The sequence below is a fragment of the Nonomuraea jabiensis genome (assembly GCF_014204795.1).
GTDB lineage: Bacteria > Actinomycetota > Actinomycetes > Streptosporangiales > Streptosporangiaceae > Nonomuraea > Nonomuraea jabiensis.
Map to the genome: position 1 here is coordinate 1,646,049 of NZ_JACHMB010000001.1, position 19,432 is coordinate 1,665,480.

Consider the following 19,432-nt stretch of genomic DNA (forward strand, 5'->3'; position numbering starts at 1 on the left):
GGGCACCGAGGATAAAAGATCACCTGTGAGAATGACCCGCCTCCCCCATGCGAGCCAATCAGGTGAACGCCCGCAAGACGGATTCGGACAACGCCTGCGCGACGGATCCAGGCGGACGCCAACCGGAGAACGAACTGCTCCAGTTACCGCACCGCCCACCACCCGAGCCCATCAGGTGAACACCCGCAAGACGGATTCGGCCAACCCCACTGCGCGACGGATCCAGGCGAACGTCAACCGGAGAACGAACTGCTCCAGTTACCGCACCGCCCACCACCCGAGCCCATCAGGCGAACACCCACAAAGCGGATTCGGCCAACCCCACTGCGCGACGGATCCAGGCGAACGTCAACCGGAGAACGAACTGCTCCGGTTATCGCACCGCCCGCGTGAGGAGGTCATTGAGGGCGGCCTGCTCTTCCGAAGTGAGCCGGGCCAAGGGTGAAGCCTCAGTGAGCAGGTCGATCAGTCGCTCGCGGAGTGCGACGCCTTCGGGGGTCAGCACGAGTTGTTTGGCCCGGCGGTCACCAGGATGAGGGCGCCGTTCGACGATGCCCTGCTCCTCCAGCCGATCGACCACGAAGGTGGCGTTCGACGGCTCGCAACTCATCCGATCGGCAAGGTCGCGCATGGTCATCGGCCCGGTGAGTTCGCGCAGCGCCACCGCCTGGGCCACCGTCAGGTCCAGCGCGCCCGCCCGCTCCCTGATATGACCCTCAATCTGCTTGGCCAGGGCGCCGACGAGACCGCACAGGTTCCGCTCGGCAATGGCACGCTCCGCGCTGTCGGCGGCACTCCTGCTGGCGGCGCTGCTGCTGGCGGCGCTGCTGCTGGAGGCGCTGCTACTGGGGGCGTCCGCACCCGTGGCCTCCACACCAGTGGCGTCACCGCTGGTGGCGAGGCTGCCGCTGGTCCGGTCGCTGTCGGTGGCGGCGCCCCTGTCTCTGGTCGCGTAGCTGCCTCTGCTCGCGTCGCGGTCGGTGGTGGCGAAGCTGCCGATGGTGGCGTCGCCATCGGTGGTGGCGCCACTGCTGCTGGTCGCCCGGCTGCCGATGGCCGCGAGGCTGCCGCTAGTGGCATCGCTGCCGGTGGCACCGCTGGTGGCGAGGCTGCCGTTGGTCGCGTGGCTGTTCGTGGTGGTGAGGCTAACAGCGGCATCGCTGGCAGTGGCACCCCCGGCAGTGGCACCCCCGGCAGTGGCACCGCTGGTAGAGGTGAGGCTGGGAGTGGGGGCGGGGTCGGGCGGCTTCACAGGGACAGGATAGCTCAAGCATGCATATTTGCAGCTTTAATAGTTCTAGTTGTAAGTTTCTCTGCCATGAACAGCTATGAAGAGCGTCTGCGGCGGCCGTCCTCTGCCCGTTCTCTGCAGCTCGGTGAGCTCAAGATCAGCTATGTGCCTGACGGTGTGGTGCAGCTCAAGCCGTACGGGTGGTTGCTTGAGACGACGGAGCAGGATTGGAAGGACAACGCCGCCTTCCTCGACCACACGGGGAACCTTGTGGGGAGCATCGGTGCGCTGTTGGTGGAGTACGGCGAGAGGGCCTTGTTGATCGATGCCGGGGTGGGGCCCATATCCGTACCTGACGATCCGGAGAACCCGAAGATCGGCTCCATCCGTGGCGGCGAGTTGCTCGACAGCCTCGCCAAGCTGGGCCGGCGGCCCAACGAGATCGAGGCGGTGGCCTTCACCCACCTGCACCTCGACCACCTCGGCTGGGCCTGGCACCCCGCGCCCGGTAGCGAGCGGCCCGCGTTCACCGAGGCTGACTACCTGATCTCCGAGCCCGAGTGGGAGCAGCGGCACCTGAGCCTTGAGCAAGGGACGACCGACGAGATGCTCGCCGCGCTCGCGTCCCGGGTCCGCACCGTGCGGGACGATGAGGAGATCTTCCCGGGGGTGCGGGTGGCGCTGGCTCCTGGGCATACGTTCGGGCACGCCACGTACACGATCACGTCCGGTGGGCAGCGGTTGATCGCGTTCGGCGACGCTCTGCACTCCTCGGTCCAGATCCGGCATCCCGAATGGTTCGCCGGGTCGGACCTGGACTCGGTGGAGTCGACGGTGCAGCGGCAGCGGCTGGTCAACGAGTTGCAGCGTCCGGACACGATCGGCTTCGGTGTGCACTTCGCCGACGTGGTGTTCGGCCGGGTCACCCGCACCGCCACCTCCCGGAACTGGGTGCCCGTGGCATAAGCCCTCATTCGACTGATGTCCATGAGTGACTTAATATCCGTGAGCCACCCACTGTCCCGTGAGTGCTCAAATGTCCCGTACGCTCGGCCACTGCGCCGTGAGTCACCTCTTGCGCCTTGAGTCACCACTGCGCCGTGAGTCGCCCCTTGCGCCTTGAGGCACCCACTGCCCCGTGAGTCGTGAGTCGTGAGTCATTCAAGGCGCCGTAAGTCCCTTAATGCTCCGATGAGTCACCATGGCTGCGCGAGTTACAAAACGCTCCCTGAATCACGAATGTCCGCGAGTCACCTATGCCGGCGTGTCGCCCTGAGGCCCCGTCCAGCACCTAGGCCACCACGCCACTGATGCCTAGCGCAGCACCACTCGATGACCGGGCGGGCGGGCGCTGCGCATAGGCATCACCGCTCCGTGGCCGGTGTCACGCTCAGACCCTCCCCACACGTGTACGTCGCCGGGAGGGTCATGGCTTCACGAGATGCTCCAGGCTGAGGGCCGGTTGGGGCGCAGCAGCCGTGCTCTCTGCTCCGTTGCTGGGCGCGATGGCCCATGTACGCCCGCACCCTTGAGGGCTGCACTTGCGCCAAGCGAGGTCATCGCCTTCGTTGGCCACATACAGCTGCAGCAGCGTCATCGGGCCGCCGGGGGTGAGTTTGTCGGCTACCGGGAAACCCACGGACGCTCAGATCTGCGGTCATCACGCCTGGAGGGGTGGCGTACACCGTCCGACCCCTCGGTGCGTTCGCCGCACCTCCACCGACACGCCTTGCCGGGGGGCGACCAGCACCGCTGTCGCGGCGTTCGACGCCTCGCGAACCAGCGGACCTCCCCCGATCAGCCGTCGAGCCCAGCAGAAACGAAGCCACCAAAGAAGGAACGACCGCTGAGGTGCCTCGCCGTCTTACGCCATCCGACAATTCAACGGCCTCTGCAAGGGGAACCCGAACGCCGCCCAGGGCAACAGGCAAGGTCGCCATCCGACCTATCGGCTACTCCCAGTGATGATGTGAGGCTTTCGCCGCTGCACGTGCCGCCATCAACACAAAAGATCCACAACTTGCGGCATTCGCGTTGACAACGGCTTTGTTTCGGCCGATGCTTTCCTCGCTGCACGCCCACTTTTTGACCATCACGCCCAATATTTGGGCATCGGAGAAGCCGACGCCGTGTTCGCGATGCACCGCTTGAAACCCGAGTTCGGACGCGCCGCAGCCGCCGCAAGGCGGGCCATGCAGGGCGGCGTGGGATCGGAAGCGTCCGACGACAGGAACGTTACGCAATGCCCTGGGGGCGGGTTGACCTGTCATTTACCGCCGATCACAGCGGGGGCGCCGTGAATGTCGCCACCGAACTTCAGAGCCGATTGCTCTCCCGCTGGTGCGATCTGCCGCGCTCGCCGATCGCGTCATCGATCGCCCGCCGCTGGGTGTCGACGATGCTCGCCTCCTGGGATCTGCCTCTCTCCCCCGCACATGAGGCGACGATCGCTGAACTGACCAGCGAGCTGGTCACAAATGCGGTCCAGCATGCGGTCCCGCCCGCTTGCGGATCCCCCGACATAAGGATCAACGTTCGAGTGGGGGGCGCCACGATCTGGCTGGCGGTATGCGACCACGATCGGACCCTTCCGACGCGGCGTGCCCCTGACTTCCTCGCCGAGAGCGGGCGCGGGCTGTTCCTGGTCGAGGCGCAGGCCGACCGGTGGGGCACCGTCCAGCACGCAGCCGGCAAGTACGTCTGGTTCAGCCTGGACTACGTCGGCGGCACCGGACGTGCGGGTGAGATGCCGACCGCCACGGCCTCCGGCGACTGCTCCGCATCCGACGCCACGAACGCTAAGGAGAATCCGTCATGTCCTCCGTCGTCCTGCCCCATGACGTCGTCGGTTCCGGGCCGCACCGCGTGATCGCGCTGCATGGCTGGTTCGGAGATCGCGGCTCCTTCGGGAAGATTCAGCCCTACCTGAACGGCGAGGCCTTCACCTACGCCTTCCCCGACTACCGGGGCTACGGCGAGGCCGGCGATCTCACCGGTGAATACACTCTCGCGGAGATCGCCGCCGATGTGACGGCGCTCGCCGACAAGCTGGGGTGGGAGACCTTCTCCCTGGTCGGCCACTCGATGGGCGGGACGGCGATGCAGCGGGTGATGCTGGACGCGCCTGGCCGGGTCCGCAAGCTCGTGGGCATCTCTCCGGTGCCGGCCTCGGGCGTGCCGTTCGACGACCAGGGGTGGGCGCTGTTCTCCGGCTCCGCCGAGGAGCCCGCCAGCCGTCGCGCGATCATCGATCTGACCACCGGCAACCGGCTTCCGGACGCATGGCTCGATGAGATGGTCGACAACTCGCTGCGGAAGTCCACGGTGACCGCTTACCGGGCCTACTTGGACGCCTGGGCCCGTACCGACTTCCACTCCGAGGTGGTCGGCGCCACCACGCCGGTGCTCGTCATCGCCGGCGAGCACGACCCCGCGCTGTCCGCCGATGTCATGCGGGGCACCTGGCTGCAGTGGTACCCGAACGCCGAACTGCTGACATTCGCCGACGCCGGCCACTACGCGATGGACGAGACGCCGTTGGCTCTGGTCTCCGCCATCGAACGTTTCCTGGCCGCCTGACGATCTCTTGGAGGGGGCTGCCCGTGACCGGCATGAGTACGACGGCCAACGTGTTCGACCCGCGTATCTACGCACAGGGCATCCCACACGAGACGTATCGCTGGCTGCGTGACCACGAACCCGTGCGCTGGCAGGAGGAGCACCAGGTCGGGAACTGGCCGGCGGGGCCCGGATTCTGGGCGGTGACCCGTCACGCGGATGTCGTACGCGTACTTCGCACGCCGACCGAGTTCAGCTCCTGGCTCGGCGCCACCCAGATCCGCGACCCGGACCCCGCCGACCTGTCGTTCATCCGGCAGACGATGCTCAACCTTGATCCGCCGGAACACGGCTGGCTCCGGCGGATCGTCTCCGGCGTGTTCACCGCCCGGCGCATCGAACGCTTCACCGCCGGTATCGCGGCACGAGCACGGTTGCTCGTCGACCAGATCGCCGAGCGAGGCGAGTGCGACCTGCCGGCGGACGTGACCGATGACTACCCGATCCACAACCTCGCTGATCTCCTCGGCATCCCGCCCGAGGATCGCGGCCGGATCCTGGAGTGGACGAACCGCGTGATCGGCTACCAGGACCCCGATCACGCGAGCGCCGTCCTCGGCCCGGACGGCAAGCCGGTCAATCCACGATCCCCCGCCATGCTCACCGACATGTTCGAGTACGCTCACTCGCTCGCCGCCTACAAGCGCCGGAACCCGGCAAGCGACGTCATGACCGCGCTCGCCACGGCCGAGGTGGACGGGCGGCGTCTTACCGATCCCGAACTGTCGATGTTCTTCTTCCTCCTGGTGATCGCGGGCAACGACACCGTACGTTCGGCTCTGCCAGGCGGGCTGCTCGCCCTGCTCGACCACCCTGACCAGCATCGTCGCCTGCTGGACCACCCGGAGCTCCTCGACTCGGCCATCGAGGAGATGCTGCGCTGGCATCCCCCCGTCCTCAGCTTCCGCCGCACCGCCGTCCACGACACGGTCCTGGCCGAACGGCGCATCGCCGCAGGCGACAAGGTCGTCGTCTTCCACGCTGCCGCCAACTTCGACGAACGCCGCTTCGCCGACCCGACGCGTTTCGACATCGCCCGCTCGCCCAATGACCACGTCTCGTTCGGCGACGGGCCGCACGTGTGCCTCGGCTCCCGTTTCGCCCGGCTGCAGCTCCGCGTGTTCTACCGGGAGCTGCTCTGGCGGCTGCCGGACGTGCGACTCGCCGGGCCGCCCGTCCGGCTGGTGTCGAACTTCATCGGCGGCATCAAGCACCTGCCCCTGAGCTACACCCCCGCACCTTCCCTAGGCCTCGAATGACCCCTGACCAGCAAGGCCCGGCCGCCTCCCCGGCCGGCTCGAAAACGATCGACACCGGCCTGCGGCTCCTGGAGATCCTCAAGGACCATCCGGACGGGTTGACGATCACCGAACTCGCCCAGCTCGCCCGGATCCATCGCAACGCCGTCTCCCGTCACCTGACAGCGCTCGGCAACCACAGGCTGGCCGCCCGGGTCGGCACCCGCTACACCCTCGGCCTCGGCATCGTCGAACTCAACGCCGCCGTCCAGCACAGGCTCCGCAGCGCGGCCTCCGCGGCACTCCAGGTGCTCGCCGACGCCTGCAACGCCACCGCTTTCATCACGGTGCTCGACATCGACGAGAGCCAGGCGGTCGTGCTGACCGTGACCGAGCCGCGCGTCTCGCAGATCCACGTCGGCTATCGCGCCGGCACCCGGCATCCGGCGAACCGCGGCGCCTCGGGGATCGCCATCCTGGCCGGCCGCCCGCCCCTCCCCGGGGAGCGCCCGGAGATAACCCAGGCCCGCGTCACCGGCTACTCGGTCACGTCAGGAGAGCTGCAGCCAGGGGCATGGGGCATCGCCGCCCCGATCATCGCGGCAGGGCGCCCGGCCGACGCGAGCGTGGGCGTGGTGACCATCGGGATGCGGGATGAGAACGAGATCGCCCCACGCGTACGGCTCGCCGCAACCGAGATCGCGCGACTCCTCTGACGTCCTCGCCCGCAACCGCCGAGCCGGGGAGCCGGGGAGCCGGCGCGACGATCCTCAGGAGCGGGTGGTGGTGGGAGCGCCGTGCCAGCTGGTCCAGAGGGCGGCGTAGGAGCCGCCCTCCGCCACCAGGTCATCGTGTGAGCCCAGCTCGCTGATCCGGCCGTCCTCCACGACGGCCACCCGGTCGGCGTCGTGGGCCGTGTAGAGGCGGTGGGCGATCGCGATCACGGTGCGGCCGTCGAGGACGGCTGCCAGCGAGCGTTCGAGGTGGCGGGCCGCGCGGGGGTCGATGAGGGAGGTGGCCTCGTCCAGGACCAGGGTGTGCGGGTCGGCGAGCACCAGGCGGGCCAGGGCGAGTTGCTGCGCCTGGGCGGGCGACACCGCCAGGCCGCCGGAGCCCACCTCCGTCTCCAGGCCCGCGGGCAGGGCGAGGACCCAGTCGAGGGCGTCCACTGCCTCGAGCGCCTGGCGCACGGCCGCGTCGGAGGCCTCCGGGCGGGCGATCAGCAGGTTGTCGCGCAGCGAGCCCTTGAACACGTGGTGCTCCTGCGTCACCAGCGCCACGTGGCCGCGAAGCTCGTCCAGCGGCAGGTCCACGAGCGGGACCCCGCCCACGGACACCGAGCCGGTCCGCGGCCCGTGGATGCCCGCCAGCAGCCGGCCCAGCGTGGACTTTCCGGCCCCCGAAGGGCCCACCATGGCGAGTCGTTCGCCGGGCCGGACGGTCAGGGACACGCCGTGCAGCACGTCCCGGCCCTCCCGGTACGCGTACCGGACGTCGGACGCCTCCAGCAGCTCGCCCGAGGGACGCGAGGAGCCGGCCGCCCGGTCGTCGGGTACGTTGGCCACGCCCAGCAGCCGGGCCATGGAGGCCCCGCCCACCTGTAGCTCGTCGATCCACGACAGAAACCTGTCGAGCGGGTCGATCAGCTGCTGCGCGTAGAGCGTGGCGGTGGCCACCTGGGAGAGCGCCACCCAGCCATTGGTGTAGAACAGCCCCCCGACCAGCAGCGTCGCCACCACCGGGATCACGTAGCCCAGCTCGACGGCGGGGAACCACACCGTGCGGAGCCCGAGCGTGTAGCGCTCGGCGGCGAAGGAGCGGCTGATGTCGCCGTCGGTACGCGATCGGCGGCGCGCCTGCAGGCCGAGCGCCTCCACGGCACGGGCCCCCTCGACGGTTTCGGCCAGCCCTTCCGTCATGTCGGCATAGGCGGCGTTCTCGCGGAGGTAGCCGTCCCGTGCCCGCTTCAGGTACCAGCGCGTGGAGACCCCGATCACCGGCCCGGCGAGCAGCATCGGCAGCATCAGCAGGGGGCTGACCAGGAGCATCGCGCCGACCGTGATCAGGAAGGTGACCAGGGCGATCAGCGTCTCCGGGACGGCTTTGCGCACGGTGCGGGAGAGCGAGTCCACGTCACGGGAGGTACGGGTGATCAGGTCTCCGGCCCCGGCCCGCTCGACGGTGGACAGCGGCAGCCCGAGCACCCGGTCCACGAACTCCTCGCGCAGCTCCGCCAGCACCTTCTCGCCGAGCTTGGCGGAGGCCAGCACCGCGAACCGCATGAGCGCGCCCTGCAGCAGCAGGAAGCCCGCGATGGCGGCGGTCACGACGGCGACGTTGACCTCGATGCCGTACTGGACGTCCTCCACCAGCCCGCCGAGCTGCCACGGCACCGCCAGCCCCGCGACGGCCGCCAGGCCGTGCAGGGCCAGCGCGATCGTGAGCTGCCGCGGGTAGCGGAGGGTGAGCCGCCTGGCGTAGGCACGCACCTGTTTTCGATCGGCGACCGGCAAGATTTCGCGAGCCATCCTGCTTCAATCCTTCCCGCGGGTCCGGGGCATGAGGTCAGTCCTCTCCGCGGGTCACGGTGGCGGCGTAAGGCGGTGAGCTGTCCAGCAGTTGCCGGTGCGTGCCCTCCACGAGCACCCGCCCGTCCTGCACGTAGACGACGTGGTCGGTACGGTCGAGCACCAGCGGGCTGGTCGTGCAGATCAGCGTGGTCTTACCGGCCCGGGCCCTGGCCAGGCGTTCGGCGATGCGGACCTCGCTGTGGGCGTCGACGGCGCTGGTGGGCTCGACCAGGATGAGCACCTCCGGGTCGGCCAGCAGCGCCCGGGCCAGGCGCAGCCGCTGCTGCTGCCCGCCCGAGAACTCCCGCCCCGCCTCGGCCACCGGGGCGGACAGGCCGTCGGGCAGCGCCTCCACGATGTCCTCCGCGCAGGCCGCGTACAGGGCCTCGCGCAGTTGCGCGTCGGAGGCCTCGCCGCGCACGTCGAGCTCGTCGCGCAGGCGGCCGGTGAACAGCCGGGCGCCGTTGTCGGCGACCAGGATGCGGGCGCGGACCTCGTCGATGGGCAGCGTCGACAGGTCGGCCGAGCCGAACGTGACGTCGCCGTCGGCGTAGCGGCCGAGCCGGTCGGCGATGGCGGTGGCGTCTTCGGGGGTGTCCGCCGCGACCGCCGTGAGGCAGCCGGGCTGGAGGGTCACGCCGCTGTAGGAGTCGCGCAGCACGCCGCCCGCGCTGGTGCCGGTGCCGCCGGTGACCTCGGGCTGGATGGACAGGATCCGGATCACGCGCCCGGCCGCCACGTGGCCCTTGGTGAGCTTGTCGGCGGCCTCGGTGAGCGTCCGCATGGGGCCGATCAGGAAGACCGCGTAGAGGTAGAACGCGACGAGCTGCCCCGCGGGGATCTCCCCCGCGACGGCGAACGAGGCGCCGACGCCGGTGACGGCCGCGATGAGCAGGCCGGGCAGCACGATCTCGGCGCCTTCGAGCACGGACTCGATCCCGGCCACGCTCACCCCGGCCCGCCGGACCCGCTGCGACTCGGCCCGGTAGCGGTCGGCGAACACCTGCTCGCCGCCGATCCCGCGCAGCACCCGCAGGCCCGCCACGATGTCGGCGGCCCGCGTGGACAGGTCGCCGGACAGCTCGCGCTGCCTGGCCTGGCGCTTGTGCAGGGGCCGGAGCAGCGGCCCCACGGCGGCGGTCATGAGCGGCACGCCGAACAGGACCAGCAGCCCCAGCGGCAGCGAGGTCGAGATGAGGATCACCGTGACGGTGACGATGGCCACGACGGAGCCGATGCCGCGCAGCAGGATGTCGATGGAGTTGCCGATATGGGCGATGTCGGAGTTGCCGACGCTGACGACCTCACCGGTCGAGAGCCGCTTCGGCAGCGTGGCGCCCAGCCTGGCGGACTGCCTGGCGGCCAGCTGCACGGTGCGGTACGCGGCGGCCAGCCAGTTGTAGACGGCCATCCGGTGCCGCATGATCCCGGTGAACGCCTGCATCAGCCCCAGACCGAACAGGACCGACGCCCAGAGCAGCAGCCCCCCGGTGTCCTTGGCGGTGACGGCGTCGATGCCCTTGCCGAGCGCCGCCGGCATCAGCGCCTGCACCAGCCACCACAGCGTGGCGAAGCCGATGCCCGCGAGAAGGGGTGCCGACTGCCGCCGCGCGTTCCACCACAGGTAGCGGAACGGGCTGCGGATGTCGGGCACGCCGGGATCGGCTTCAGGAAGGGAGCGCATGGCCTGACAAGGTTGACAAGCCGAACCCCGCCTCGGCAAACGGTTTTCGAGGGCCCGATGAGGTTCCACGCCCGGAACGTCACCGCGAACGCCGCAGGGGCCAGGCCAGGTTCGACACCTGACCTTTACGAAGCTCAGACATACACCCTGTGTAACAGAGAGTCACTATCTGTGATGAAGTGGGGGTATGAGTGCGGAGGAGCTCCTGCTGAAGACCGGTCGCTATCTGCGCAGGTCGGTCACCAGCGCCGATCTGCATACCCTCTATCTGAAAGGCGGCGTCGAGGGAGACACCTTCTACCGTGACCGGTGGAGTCACGACAAGGTGGTCCGCTCGACGCACGGCGTGAACTGCACGGGCTCGTGCTCGTGGAAGGTGTTCGTCAAGGACGGCATCATCACCTGGGAGGCGCAGGAGACCGACTACCCGAGCGTGGGCCCCGACCGCCCCGAGTACGAGCCGCGCGGCTGCCCGCGCGGCGCCGCCTTCTCCTGGTACACCTACTCGCCGACCCGGGTCCGCTACCCGTACGCCCGTCGCGTCCTCGTCGAGATGTACCTGGAAGCGAAGAAACGCGTGAACGGCGACCCGGTCGACGCATGGGCATATGTCGTGAAAAACCCGTTGAAAAGGCGTCGCTACCAGTCCGCCCGCGGCACCGGCGGCCTCGTCCGCGTCACCTGGGACCTCGCCACCGAGATGATCGCCGCCGCCCACGTCCACACCATCCAGCGGTACGGCCCCGACCGGATCGCCGGCTTCTCCCCCATCCCCGCCATGTCGATGGTCTCCCAGGCGGTCGGCTCCCGGTTCCTGTCGCTGATCGGGGGCGCCATGCTCTCCTTCTACGACTGGTACGCCGACCTGCCCGTGGCCTCCCCCCAGGTCTTCGGCGACCAGACCGACGTGCCGGAGTCGGCCGACTGGTGGGACGCCGCGTACCTGATGATGTGGGGCTCGAACGTCCCCGTCACCCGCACCCCCGACGCGCACTGGATGGCCGAGGCCCGCTACCGGGGCCAGAAGGTCGTCGTGGTCTCCCCCGACTACAGCGACGCCGCCAAGTTCGCCGACGAGTTCGTCAGCGTGCGGCCCGGCACGGACGGCGCGCTGGCCATGGCCATGGGGCACGTGCTGCTGAAGGAGTTCTTCGTCGAGCGCGGGACGCCGTACTTCACCGACTACGTCAAGCGCTTCACCGACCTGCCGTTCCTCGTCCGCCTCGAGGAGCGCGCGGGCGCTTACGTGCCCGGCAGGTTCCTCACCGCCAGGGACCTGGGCTCGGAGGAGGAGGCGGCCGAGTGGAAGACCGTGCTCATGTCGGAGGCCGGCGAGCCCGTCGTGCCGAACGGCTCGGCCGGCTTCCGCTGGACCGAGTCCGGCAAGGGCCGCTGGAACCTCGACCTCGGCACCGACCCCAAGCTCACCCTGTACGGGGGCGAGCCGGCCGAGGTCCTGCTGCCCCGCTTCGACGGCGGCCGCTCGGTACGCAGGGGCGTCCCGACGGTCAAGGTCGGGGAGCACCTGGTGACCACGGTGTTCGACCTGCTGCTGGCCCAGTACGGGGTGGCGCGCGACGGGCTGCCGGGCGTCTGGCCGGCGGGTTACGAGGACGCCGCGGAGCCGTACACGCCGGCCTGGCAGGAGGGCATCACGGGCGTGCCCGCCGGGAGGGCGGTGAAGATCGCCCGAGAGTTCGCGAGGACGGCCGAGTCGACCCGGGGCCGATGCATGATCATCCTGGGGGCGGGCGCCACGCACTGGTTCCACGGCGACACGATGTACCGGGCGTTCCTGTCGCTCCTCCTGCTGACCGGCTGCCAGGGCCGCAACGGCGGCGGCTGGGCGCACTACGTGGGCCAGGAGAAATGCCGGCCCCTGGCCGGCTGGGCGCTGCTGGCCGGCGCCCTCGACTGGGCGCGCCCGCCGCGGCAGGTCCCGGGCACGCCGTACTGGTACCTGCACACCGACCAGTGGCGCTACGACCACTTCGACGCGGGCGACCTGGCCTCGCCCCTCGGTCCCGGCACGTTCCGCGGCAAGCGCACCGCCGAGCTGGTGGCGCAGGCCGTCAGGAACGGCTGGATGCCGATGGCGCCGACGTTCGACCGCAACCCCCTGGAGCTCGGCGACGCCGACGACCCCATCGCCTTCACGCGCGAGGAGCTCCGCTCGGGCCGCCTCGGCTACGCCGCCGAGCGCCCGGACGACCCGCGCAACTGGCCCCGCGTGCTCACGCTCTGGCGCTCGAACCTCCTCGGCTCCTCCGCCAAGGGCAGCGAGTACTTCCAGCACCACCTCCTCGGCGCCATCTCGAACCTGCCGGACCCCGACAGCCGGGCCCCGAGCGGCAAGCTGGACCTGCTGGTCACGCTCGACTTCAGGATGACGTCCTCGACGATCTTCTCCGACATCGTGCTCCCGGCCGCCACCTGGTACGAGAAGCACGACCTGTCGTCCACGGACATGCACCCGTTCGTGCACGCGTTCAACCCGGCGATCAGCCCGCCCTGGGAGACAAAGACCGATTTTTCGGCGTTTCATGCCATCGCCCGCACCTTCAGCAAGCTCGGCGAGAAGCACCTCGGCGTCCGCAGGGACGTGGTCGCGACGGCGTACCAGCACGACACCCCGGGCGAGCTGGCGAGGGGCGGCGGGCCCGAGCTCAAGGTGGTGGAGCGCGACTACGGCGCCATCGCCGAGAAGCTGGCGGCGCTCGGCCCCCTCACGGAGAGGCTGGGCATCCCGGTCAAGGGCGTGACGTTCATGCCCGGCGAGGAGGTGACCTGGCTGGGCCAGTCGTGCGGCCTGGTGCCGCGCGGCGTGGCCAAGGGCCGGCCGGAGCTCGACACCGACGCCAAGGCGTGCGAGGCGATCCTGGCCCTGTCGGGCGTCAGCAACGGCAGGCTGGCCGCGCAGGGCTTCAGGCAGCTCGCCGAGCGCACGGGCAAAGACTTCGAGGACCTGGTCAACGTCTGGCACCGGATCGTCTTCTCCGACACCCAGGCCAGGCCGGTACAGGTCGCCGCCAGCCCCGAGTGGTCGGGCAAGGAGTCGCACGAGCGGCGCTACTCGCCCTTCACCATCAACGTCGAGAACGGCAAGCCCTGGCACACGCTCACCGGCCGCATGCACTTCTTCCTCGATCACGACTGGATGCACGAGTACGGCGAGTCGCTGCCGATCTACCGCCCGCCGCTGGACCTGGCGGCGCTGTTCGGCGAGGCGGGCACGCTGCGCTTCCTGACCCCGCACAGCAAGTGGTCCATCCACTCCGAGTTCCAGGACAACCTGCTCATGCTGTCGCTGTCGAGGGGCGGCCCGACGATCTGGATGTCGGTCGAGGACGCGGCCGGGCTCGGGATCGCGGACAACGACTGGATCGAGGCGGTCAACCGCAACGGCGTGGTCGTGGCCAGGGCGATCGTCTCGCACCGCATGCCGAAGGGCACGGTGTACATGTACCACACGCAGGAACGCCTGATCGACGTGCCCAAGTCGGAGGCGACCGGCCGCAGGGGCGGCATCCACAACGCGCTGACCAGGGTGCTCATCAAGCCCACCCACATGATCGGCGGCTACGCCCAGCTCTCGTACGGCTTCAACTACTTCGGCCCCACCGGCAACCAGCGCGACGAGATCACCACCATCCGCCGCAGATCACAGGAGGTGCGCTTCTGATGGCCACGATCATGGCCCAGATCGCCATGGTGATGAACCTGGACAAGTGCATCGGCTGCCACACCTGCTCGGTCACCTGCAAGCAGACCTGGACCAACCGGGCGGGCGTCGAGTACGTCTGGTTCAACAACGTCGAGACCCGCCCCGGCCAGGGTTACCCGAGGCGCTACGAGGACCAGGACCGCTGGCGCGGCGGCTGGACGCTCGACAGGCGGGGCAGGCTCAAGCTCAGGGCGGGCGGCCGCCTCCGCAAGCTGCTCACCATCTTCGCCAACCCCCTCATGCCCGCGCTCCAGGACTACTACGAGCCCTGGACGTACGACTACGAGAACCTCATCAGGGCGCCCCTCTCCGAGGACGTCCCCGTCGCGCCGCCCAGGTCGCTCATCAGCAACCGGCCCACCAAGATCGAGTGGAGCGCCAACTGGGACGACGACCTCGGCGGCGACCCCTCGCCCGACCCCGTGCTCGCCAAGGTGTCGGACCAGGTCAAGCTGGCCTTCGAGCAGGCGTTCATGTTCTACCTGCCGCGCATCTGCGAGCACTGCCTCAACCCGTCGTGCGTGGCCTCGTGCCCGTCGGGCGCCCTGTACAAGCGGGCCGAGGACGGCATCGTGCTCGTGGACCAGGACAAGTGCCGGGGCTGGCGCATGTGCGTGACGGGCTGCCCGTACAAGAAGATCTACTTCAACCACAAGACCGGCAAAGCGGAGAAGTGCACGTTCTGCTACCCGCGCGTGGAGGTCGGGCTGCCGACGGTCTGCTCGGAGACCTGCGTCGGGCGCCTGCGCTACCTCGGGGTCCTGCTGTACGACGCCGACCGCGTGGCGGCGGCCGCCTCGGTGGCCAACGAGCGCGACCTGTACGAGGCCCAGCTGGACCTGTTCGTCGACCCGTACGACCCGGCGGTGGACGCCGCGGACCTGCCCGCCGACTGGGTGGAGGCCGCCCGGCGGTCCCCGGTGTACGACCTGATCAAGAAATATCGGATAGCGCTGCCGTTGCACCCGGAGTACCGGACTCTCCCGATGGTCTGGTACGTCCCGCCGCTCTCCCCCGTCGTGGACGCGCTCGCCGAAGGCGGCCACGACGGCGAGGACGCGGTCAACCTGTTCGCCGCCATCGAGTCGCTCCGCATCCCCGTCGGCTACCTGGCCGAACTGTTCACCGCCGGCGACCCGGCGCCCGTGACCGCCGCGCTGCGCCGGCTGGCGGCGATGCGCTCGTACATGCGCTCGGTCAACCTGGGGCAGCCGCCCGTCCTGGCGGACGCGGGCCTGGCGGAGGAGCAGGTGCACGACATGTACCGGCTGCTGGCACTGGCCAAGTACGACGAGCGCTATGTGATCCCGACCGCCTTCGGGAACATCCCGCCCGGGATCGTCGAGGAGGGCGGCTGCAGCCTCGACTACGACGGCGGGCCCGGCATGCAGGGCCCGTTCGGCGAGGCGTCGGGCCGGCCCGACCCGGTCGCGGTGGAGACCTTCCACGGCCTGAAGCAGCGCCAGACCAGCGACGAGATCACCCGCGACCGGGTGAACCTGCTCAACTGGGACGGCCGCGGCATCCCCGCCGGCCTGTTCCCGACCAAGAGGAGAAAATCATGAGTAGCGCCGTCGTCTGGCAGGCCGCCGCGCACCTCCTCGCCTATCCCGACGAGCGCTTCTGGCACCGGCTCCCGCTCATCAAGGAGGCCGCCGAGCCGCACTTCGGGACGTTCCTGTCGCGCGTCTCCGACCTCGGGCCCGGCGAGCTGGCAGCGCACTACGTGGAGACGTTCGACCTGCACCGGCGCTGCTGCCTCTACCTCACCTACTACACCGACGGCGACACCCGCCGCCGCGGCCGGTCGCTGGCCGCGCTGAAACAGCGCTACCGGGCGGCCGGGTGGGAACTGATGGACGACGAACTGCCCGACTTCCTGCCGGTGATGCTGGAGTTCGCCGCGCTCGACCCCGCGGGCGCCGAGCTGCTCAGGGAGCACAGGCCGGGGCTGGAGCTGCTGCTCACGGCCCTGACCGACCACGACTCGCCGTACGCGTACGTGATCGGCGCGGTGTGCGCGGTGCTGCCGCCGATCACCGCCGCCGAGCGGCTCCAGGCCACCCGCCTGGCCCAGGCCGGGCCGCCGGCCGAGACCGTAGGAGGTTACCTGTGAGCTGGGCCGAGAGCACGCTCTGGGTGGTCTTGCCGTACCTGACCCTGCTGGTCTTCGCGGGCGGGCTGATCTGGCGCTACCGTTACGACAAGTTCGGCTGGACGACCCGCTCGTCCCAGCTCTACGAGGCCCCGCTGCTGCGCCTGGCCAGCCCGCTGTTCCACTACGGCCTGATCTTCGTGATCATCGGCCACGTGACCGGCCTGCTCATCCCGGTGAGCTGGACCGACGCGATCGGCGTGTCCAACGCCGCCTACCACCTGAACGCCATCATCTGGGGCGGGCTCGCGAGCCTGGCCACGCTGGTCGGGCTGGCCCTGCTGATCTACCGCCGCCGCACCACCGGCCCGGTGTTCACGGCGACCACGGCCAACGACAAGACGATGTACGCGGTGCTGGCGGCCTCGATCGTGGCGGGCGCGGTGACGACGGTCGCCGGGTTCGTGCCGAGCGACGTCAGCTACCGCACCACGGTCGCACCCTGGTTCCGCGGCATCTTCATCCTCCAGCCGGACGCCGCCGCGATGCGTCAGGCCGACGTCCTTTACAAGGTGCACACGCTCATTGGGATGGCGCTGTTCGTACTTTTCCCGTTCAGCCGCCTGGTGCATGCTTTTTCCGCCCCGTTGGGCTATTTGTTCCGTCCTTACATCGTGTATCGGAGTCGCACCCGATAGCGTGCCGGGCGTCTGCCAGGGGCGGGAGTAGGCGAGAATCGACCCTTGTGAAGCACGGGTACACCAACAGCACAGTCGGCGACGGCGCCCTGGTCGTGAAGTGCTACCAGGGCCCGGAGGCGGCGTTCCGGCTGGGCACGGAGAGCAGATACCTGCGCCGGCTGCGCGGCCGGCTCCCGGTCCCCCGCGTTCACCAGGTCACCTCGACCAGCCTGACCACGCGCTTCGTCTCCGGCGCCCACGGCCAGGACCTCATCGACGAGGGACACGGCGCCGAGGTGCTCGCCGAGTGCGGCCGGGTCCTGTCCGGCATCCACCGGCTGGGCATCGTGCACGGCGACTTCGGCCCGCAGAACATGCTGTTCGACCCGGCCACGTTCCGCACGGCCGCGATCCTCGACTGGGAGTGGGCCCACCCCGGACGCCCGGTCGAGGACCTCGCGTGGTGCGAGTGGATCATCCGCAGCCACCACCCGGAGCACGTTGCGCTGCTGTCACGTTTCTTCGCCGCGTACGACGGGCCCGTCCCCTCGTGGGAGGAGCGCCGGGAGGCGATGGTGGCGCGCTGCCGCGACCTGATCGACTTCTGCGCCCGCTGGGAGCCCGGCGGGGCGGGCGAGAAGCTCTGGTACGAACGCCTCGACACGACGGCCGCCTGGACGGAGTAGCGGCGCCTCAGCCCGCCCCGGCGGGCCTCAGGCCGCGGATCAGCGCCACCGCCGCGTCCTCCAGCCCGGTCTCCCGCTCGGTGAGCGCCCGGTCGGCGGCCCGGCGCGCCGCGGCCCGGTCGAGCCCGTCGCCGAAGTCCATGGCGGAGCCCAGCCCGGCGACCAGCGCGACGAGGCCCCGCCGCGCCACCTCGGCGAACTCGACCTCGTCCACGGCCGCCTGCGCGAAGATCACCGCGGACATCGCGCAGTCGAACCCGGGCGGCCCGTCCTGGCTGTTGCACCAGTCGATCACGACCGGGCCCCGGGGCGTGAGCATGACGTTGTCGGGGTGCAGGTCCAGATGGAGCACCCGGTCACCGGGATCGGCGGACGCCAGCGCCGGGATCTCGTGCAGCCGCCGCAGCAGCCGCGCGATGGTCCCGCCCGCCTCCTCGGCGGTGATCTCCCCGTCGAACAGCGCCCGCAACATCGTCGGCCCCGGCAGCCGCCCCATCACCAGCTCGGTGGCCGCCCCGGCGCCGGGGTGGAGCTCGGGCACCGGATATCCGTGGCCGGCCACGTGCGCGATGACCGCTGCCTCCCGCCGCGCGTCGATCGGGATCCGGTAGCGGCGTAAGACCCGCTCGTCGTCGATCGCGTACACGTCCGCGGTGCGCCCGGACCCCAGCAGCTCGCCGACCTCCATGCGCCCCAACCTAGTCAAAAAGCCGTGGCCCGGCCGCGGGGACGCGGGTTAGGTTCCGTCCCATGGCCGAGATCCACGGTGAGTGCGAGGACCGCTTCGGCGAGGTGCGCGAGCTGCTGGCCGCCTCGCTGGCCAAGGACGACGTCGGCGCCTCGGTGGCCGTACACGTGGACGGCGAGCCGGTGGTGGACCTCTGGGGCGGGTACGCCGACGCGGCCCGTACCGTCCCCTGGGAGCGCGACACCATCACCAACGTCTGGTCCACCACCAAGCCGATGACGGCGCTGTGCGCGCTGATCCTCGCCGACCGGGGCGAGCTCGACCTGGCCGCGCCGGTCGCCGCCTACTGGCCGGAGTTCGCCGCGGCGGGCAAGGAGCGGGTGCTCGTACGCCACCTGCTCTCCCACACCGCCGGCCTGCCCGTCTGGGACGGGCCGATGACGGTCGAGGACCTCTACGACTGGCGCCTGGCCACGGCGCGGCTGGCCGGGCAGGCGCCGCGCTGGGAGCCGGGCGCCGCGGCCGGATACCACGCGATCACCCAGGGTTTCCTGGTCGGGGAGGTCGTCCGCCGCGTCACCGGGCGCAGCCTGGGCGCCTTCTTCGCCGAGGAGGTGGCCGGGCCGCTGGGGGCGGACTTCCACATCGGCCTCGCCGCCGAGCACGACCCTCGCCTCTCCCCCGTCATCCCGCCCCCGACGCCCATGACAGACTCGCCCGACGTGCCCGCCAACCCCCTGGTGCGGCCCGAGGACGCCAACACCGTCCCCTGGCGGCGCGCCGAGATCCCGGCCGCGAACGGGCACGGAAACGCCCGCTCGGTCGGCCTCGTACAGTCGGTCCTGGCCTGCGGCGGGACGCTGCGCGGCGTGCGGCTGCTGTCGGAGGCGGGCTGCGCGCGTGCCGTCGAGGAGCAGTTCCGGGGCTTCGACCGGGTCCTGGGCACGCGGATGTGGTACGGCATGGGCTACGGCCTGCTGGAGCCGCGTACGTGCTTCTGGGGCGGGATGGGCGGCTCGCTGGTCGTGATCGACCTCGACGCCCGCATGACGGTGGCGTACGTGATGAACCGGATGCTCAGCCAGGACGACGACCGTGGCATGGGGTTCTTGCTGGCCGCCTATGAGGCGCTGGCCTCCTGACGGATTTGTGGCGGCGCTGTAGCCGTCTTGTAGGGCCGTCCATGATCGTTGTATGCGGAACCCCCCGTAAGAAGGG

General features: G+C 70.0%; 15 protein-coding genes. 11 read left to right on the forward strand and 4 right to left on the reverse strand.

From position 1 onward, the window contains the following. Positions 1-373 precede the first annotated feature (373 nt). Positions 374-1,252, reverse strand: coding sequence for a MarR family winged helix-turn-helix transcriptional regulator (locus HD596_RS64660; RefSeq protein WP_221519214.1), 879 nt, complete (start codon positions 1,250-1,252; stop codon positions 374-376). A gap of 144 nt (positions 1,253-1,396) precedes the next feature. Here HD596_RS64660 and HD596_RS07040 point away from each other — a divergent pair, with 144 nt between their 5' ends. From HD596_RS07040 to HD596_RS07060, 5 genes are all read left to right on the forward strand, one after another. After that, on the forward strand, positions 1,397-2,197 hold the full coding sequence (locus tag HD596_RS07040; protein WP_313043064.1) for an MBL fold metallo-hydrolase: 801 nt from the start codon (positions 1,397-1,399) through the stop codon (positions 2,195-2,197). Positions 2,198-3,527: 1,330 nt separating this feature from the next. After that, complete coding sequence (locus tag HD596_RS07045; protein WP_185068493.1) at positions 3,528-4,100, forward strand: ATP-binding protein; 573 nt, start codon at positions 3,528-3,530, stop codon at positions 4,098-4,100. Beyond that, positions 4,046-4,810, forward strand: coding sequence for an alpha/beta fold hydrolase (locus HD596_RS07050; protein ID WP_185068494.1), 765 nt, complete (start codon positions 4,046-4,048; stop codon positions 4,808-4,810). The genes HD596_RS07045 and HD596_RS07050 overlap by 55 nt, the downstream gene beginning before the upstream one ends. A gap of 32 nt (positions 4,811-4,842) precedes the next feature. After that, positions 4,843-6,108 carry a cytochrome P450 gene (locus HD596_RS07055; protein ID WP_185078330.1) on the forward strand — a complete coding sequence of 422 codons (1,266 nt, stop codon included), beginning with the start codon at positions 4,843-4,845 and terminating at the stop codon, positions 6,106-6,108. Beyond that, positions 6,105-6,803 carry an IclR family transcriptional regulator gene (locus HD596_RS07060; protein ID WP_185068495.1) on the forward strand — a complete coding sequence of 233 codons (699 nt, stop codon included), beginning with the start codon at positions 6,105-6,107 and terminating at the stop codon, positions 6,801-6,803. The genes HD596_RS07055 and HD596_RS07060 overlap by 4 nt, the downstream gene beginning before the upstream one ends. A gap of 54 nt (positions 6,804-6,857) precedes the next feature. Here HD596_RS07060 and HD596_RS07065 read toward each other — a convergent pair whose 3' ends face one another. Both HD596_RS07065 and HD596_RS07070 read right to left on the reverse strand, forming a co-directional pair. Next, positions 6,858-8,615: an ABC transporter ATP-binding protein gene (locus tag HD596_RS07065; protein ID WP_185068496.1), complete on the reverse strand. Its 1,758-nt coding sequence runs from the start codon at positions 8,613-8,615 to the stop codon at positions 6,858-6,860. Between the two features lie 37 nt (positions 8,616-8,652). Further along, positions 8,653-10,341, reverse strand: a complete 1,689-nt coding sequence (locus HD596_RS07070; protein WP_185068497.1) for an ABC transporter transmembrane domain-containing protein — start codon at positions 10,339-10,341, stop codon at positions 8,653-8,655. A gap of 187 nt (positions 10,342-10,528) precedes the next feature. Between HD596_RS07070 and HD596_RS07075 the strand changes: the two genes are divergently transcribed. The 5 genes from HD596_RS07075 to HD596_RS63575 are packed head-to-tail and all read left to right on the forward strand — an operon-like array spanning position 10,529 to position 17,526. After that, on the forward strand, positions 10,529-14,023 hold the full coding sequence (locus HD596_RS07075) for a nitrate reductase subunit alpha (protein ID WP_185068498.1): 3,495 nt from the start codon (positions 10,529-10,531) through the stop codon (positions 14,021-14,023). Further along, on the forward strand, positions 14,023-15,630 hold the full coding sequence (gene narH / locus HD596_RS07080; protein WP_185068499.1) for a nitrate reductase subunit beta: 1,608 nt from the start codon (positions 14,023-14,025) through the stop codon (positions 15,628-15,630). The genes HD596_RS07075 and narH overlap by 1 nt, the downstream gene beginning before the upstream one ends. Beyond that, positions 15,627-16,181, forward strand: a complete 555-nt coding sequence (narJ, locus tag HD596_RS61385; protein ID WP_185068500.1) for a nitrate reductase molybdenum cofactor assembly chaperone — start codon at positions 15,627-15,629, stop codon at positions 16,179-16,181. The genes narH and narJ overlap by 4 nt, the downstream gene beginning before the upstream one ends. Further along, positions 16,178-16,858, forward strand: coding sequence for a respiratory nitrate reductase subunit gamma (gene narI, locus HD596_RS61390; RefSeq protein WP_185068501.1), 681 nt, complete (start codon positions 16,178-16,180; stop codon positions 16,856-16,858). Before narJ ends, narI begins: the two co-directional genes overlap by 4 nt. A 47-nt stretch (positions 16,859-16,905) precedes the next feature. After that, positions 16,906-17,526, forward strand: coding sequence for a phosphotransferase (locus tag HD596_RS63575; RefSeq protein ID WP_185068502.1), 621 nt, complete (start codon positions 16,906-16,908; stop codon positions 17,524-17,526). 7 nt (positions 17,527-17,533) lie between these two features. Here the strand turns inward: HD596_RS63575 and HD596_RS07100 are convergent, their stop codons facing one another. Further along, complete coding sequence (locus HD596_RS07100) at positions 17,534-18,214, reverse strand: phosphotransferase (protein WP_185068503.1); 681 nt, start codon at positions 18,212-18,214, stop codon at positions 17,534-17,536. 62 nt (positions 18,215-18,276) lie between these two features. Between HD596_RS07100 and HD596_RS07105 the strand changes: the two genes are divergently transcribed. Further along, the gene (locus HD596_RS07105) at positions 18,277-19,356 is read left to right on the forward strand and encodes a serine hydrolase domain-containing protein (protein ID WP_185068504.1); all 1,080 of its coding nucleotides are present in this window, start codon (positions 18,277-18,279) and stop codon (positions 19,354-19,356) included. The last annotated feature ends 76 nt before the right edge of the window (positions 19,357-19,432 follow it).

Excerpts from the sequence above, each read along its gene's own strand:
- HD596_RS07050 (WP_185068494.1), top strand. The coding sequence starts at position 4,046 with ATGTCCTCCGTCGTCCTGCCCCATGACGTCGTCGGTTCCGGGCCGCAC.
- HD596_RS07055 (WP_185078330.1), top strand. The coding sequence starts at position 4,843 with ATGAGTACGACGGCCAACGTGTTCGACCCGCGTATCTACGCACAGGGC.
- HD596_RS07060 (WP_185068495.1), top strand. The coding sequence starts at position 6,105 with ATGACCCCTGACCAGCAAGGCCCGGCCGCCTCCCCGGCCGGCTCGAAA.
- HD596_RS07065 (WP_185068496.1), bottom strand. The coding sequence starts at position 8,615 with ATGGCTCGCGAAATCTTGCCGGTCGCCGATCGAAAACAGGTGCGTGCC.
- HD596_RS07070 (WP_185068497.1), bottom strand. The coding sequence starts at position 10,341 with ATGCGCTCCCTTCCTGAAGCCGATCCCGGCGTGCCCGACATCCGCAGC.
- HD596_RS07075 (WP_185068498.1), top strand. The coding sequence starts at position 10,529 with ATGAGTGCGGAGGAGCTCCTGCTGAAGACCGGTCGCTATCTGCGCAGG.
- narH (WP_185068499.1), top strand. The coding sequence starts at position 14,023 with ATGGCCACGATCATGGCCCAGATCGCCATGGTGATGAACCTGGACAAG.
- narJ (WP_185068500.1), top strand. The coding sequence starts at position 15,627 with ATGAGTAGCGCCGTCGTCTGGCAGGCCGCCGCGCACCTCCTCGCCTAT.
- HD596_RS07100 (WP_185068503.1), bottom strand. The coding sequence starts at position 18,214 with ATGGAGGTCGGCGAGCTGCTGGGGTCCGGGCGCACCGCGGACGTGTAC.
- HD596_RS07105 (WP_185068504.1), top strand. The coding sequence starts at position 18,277 with ATGGCCGAGATCCACGGTGAGTGCGAGGACCGCTTCGGCGAGGTGCGC.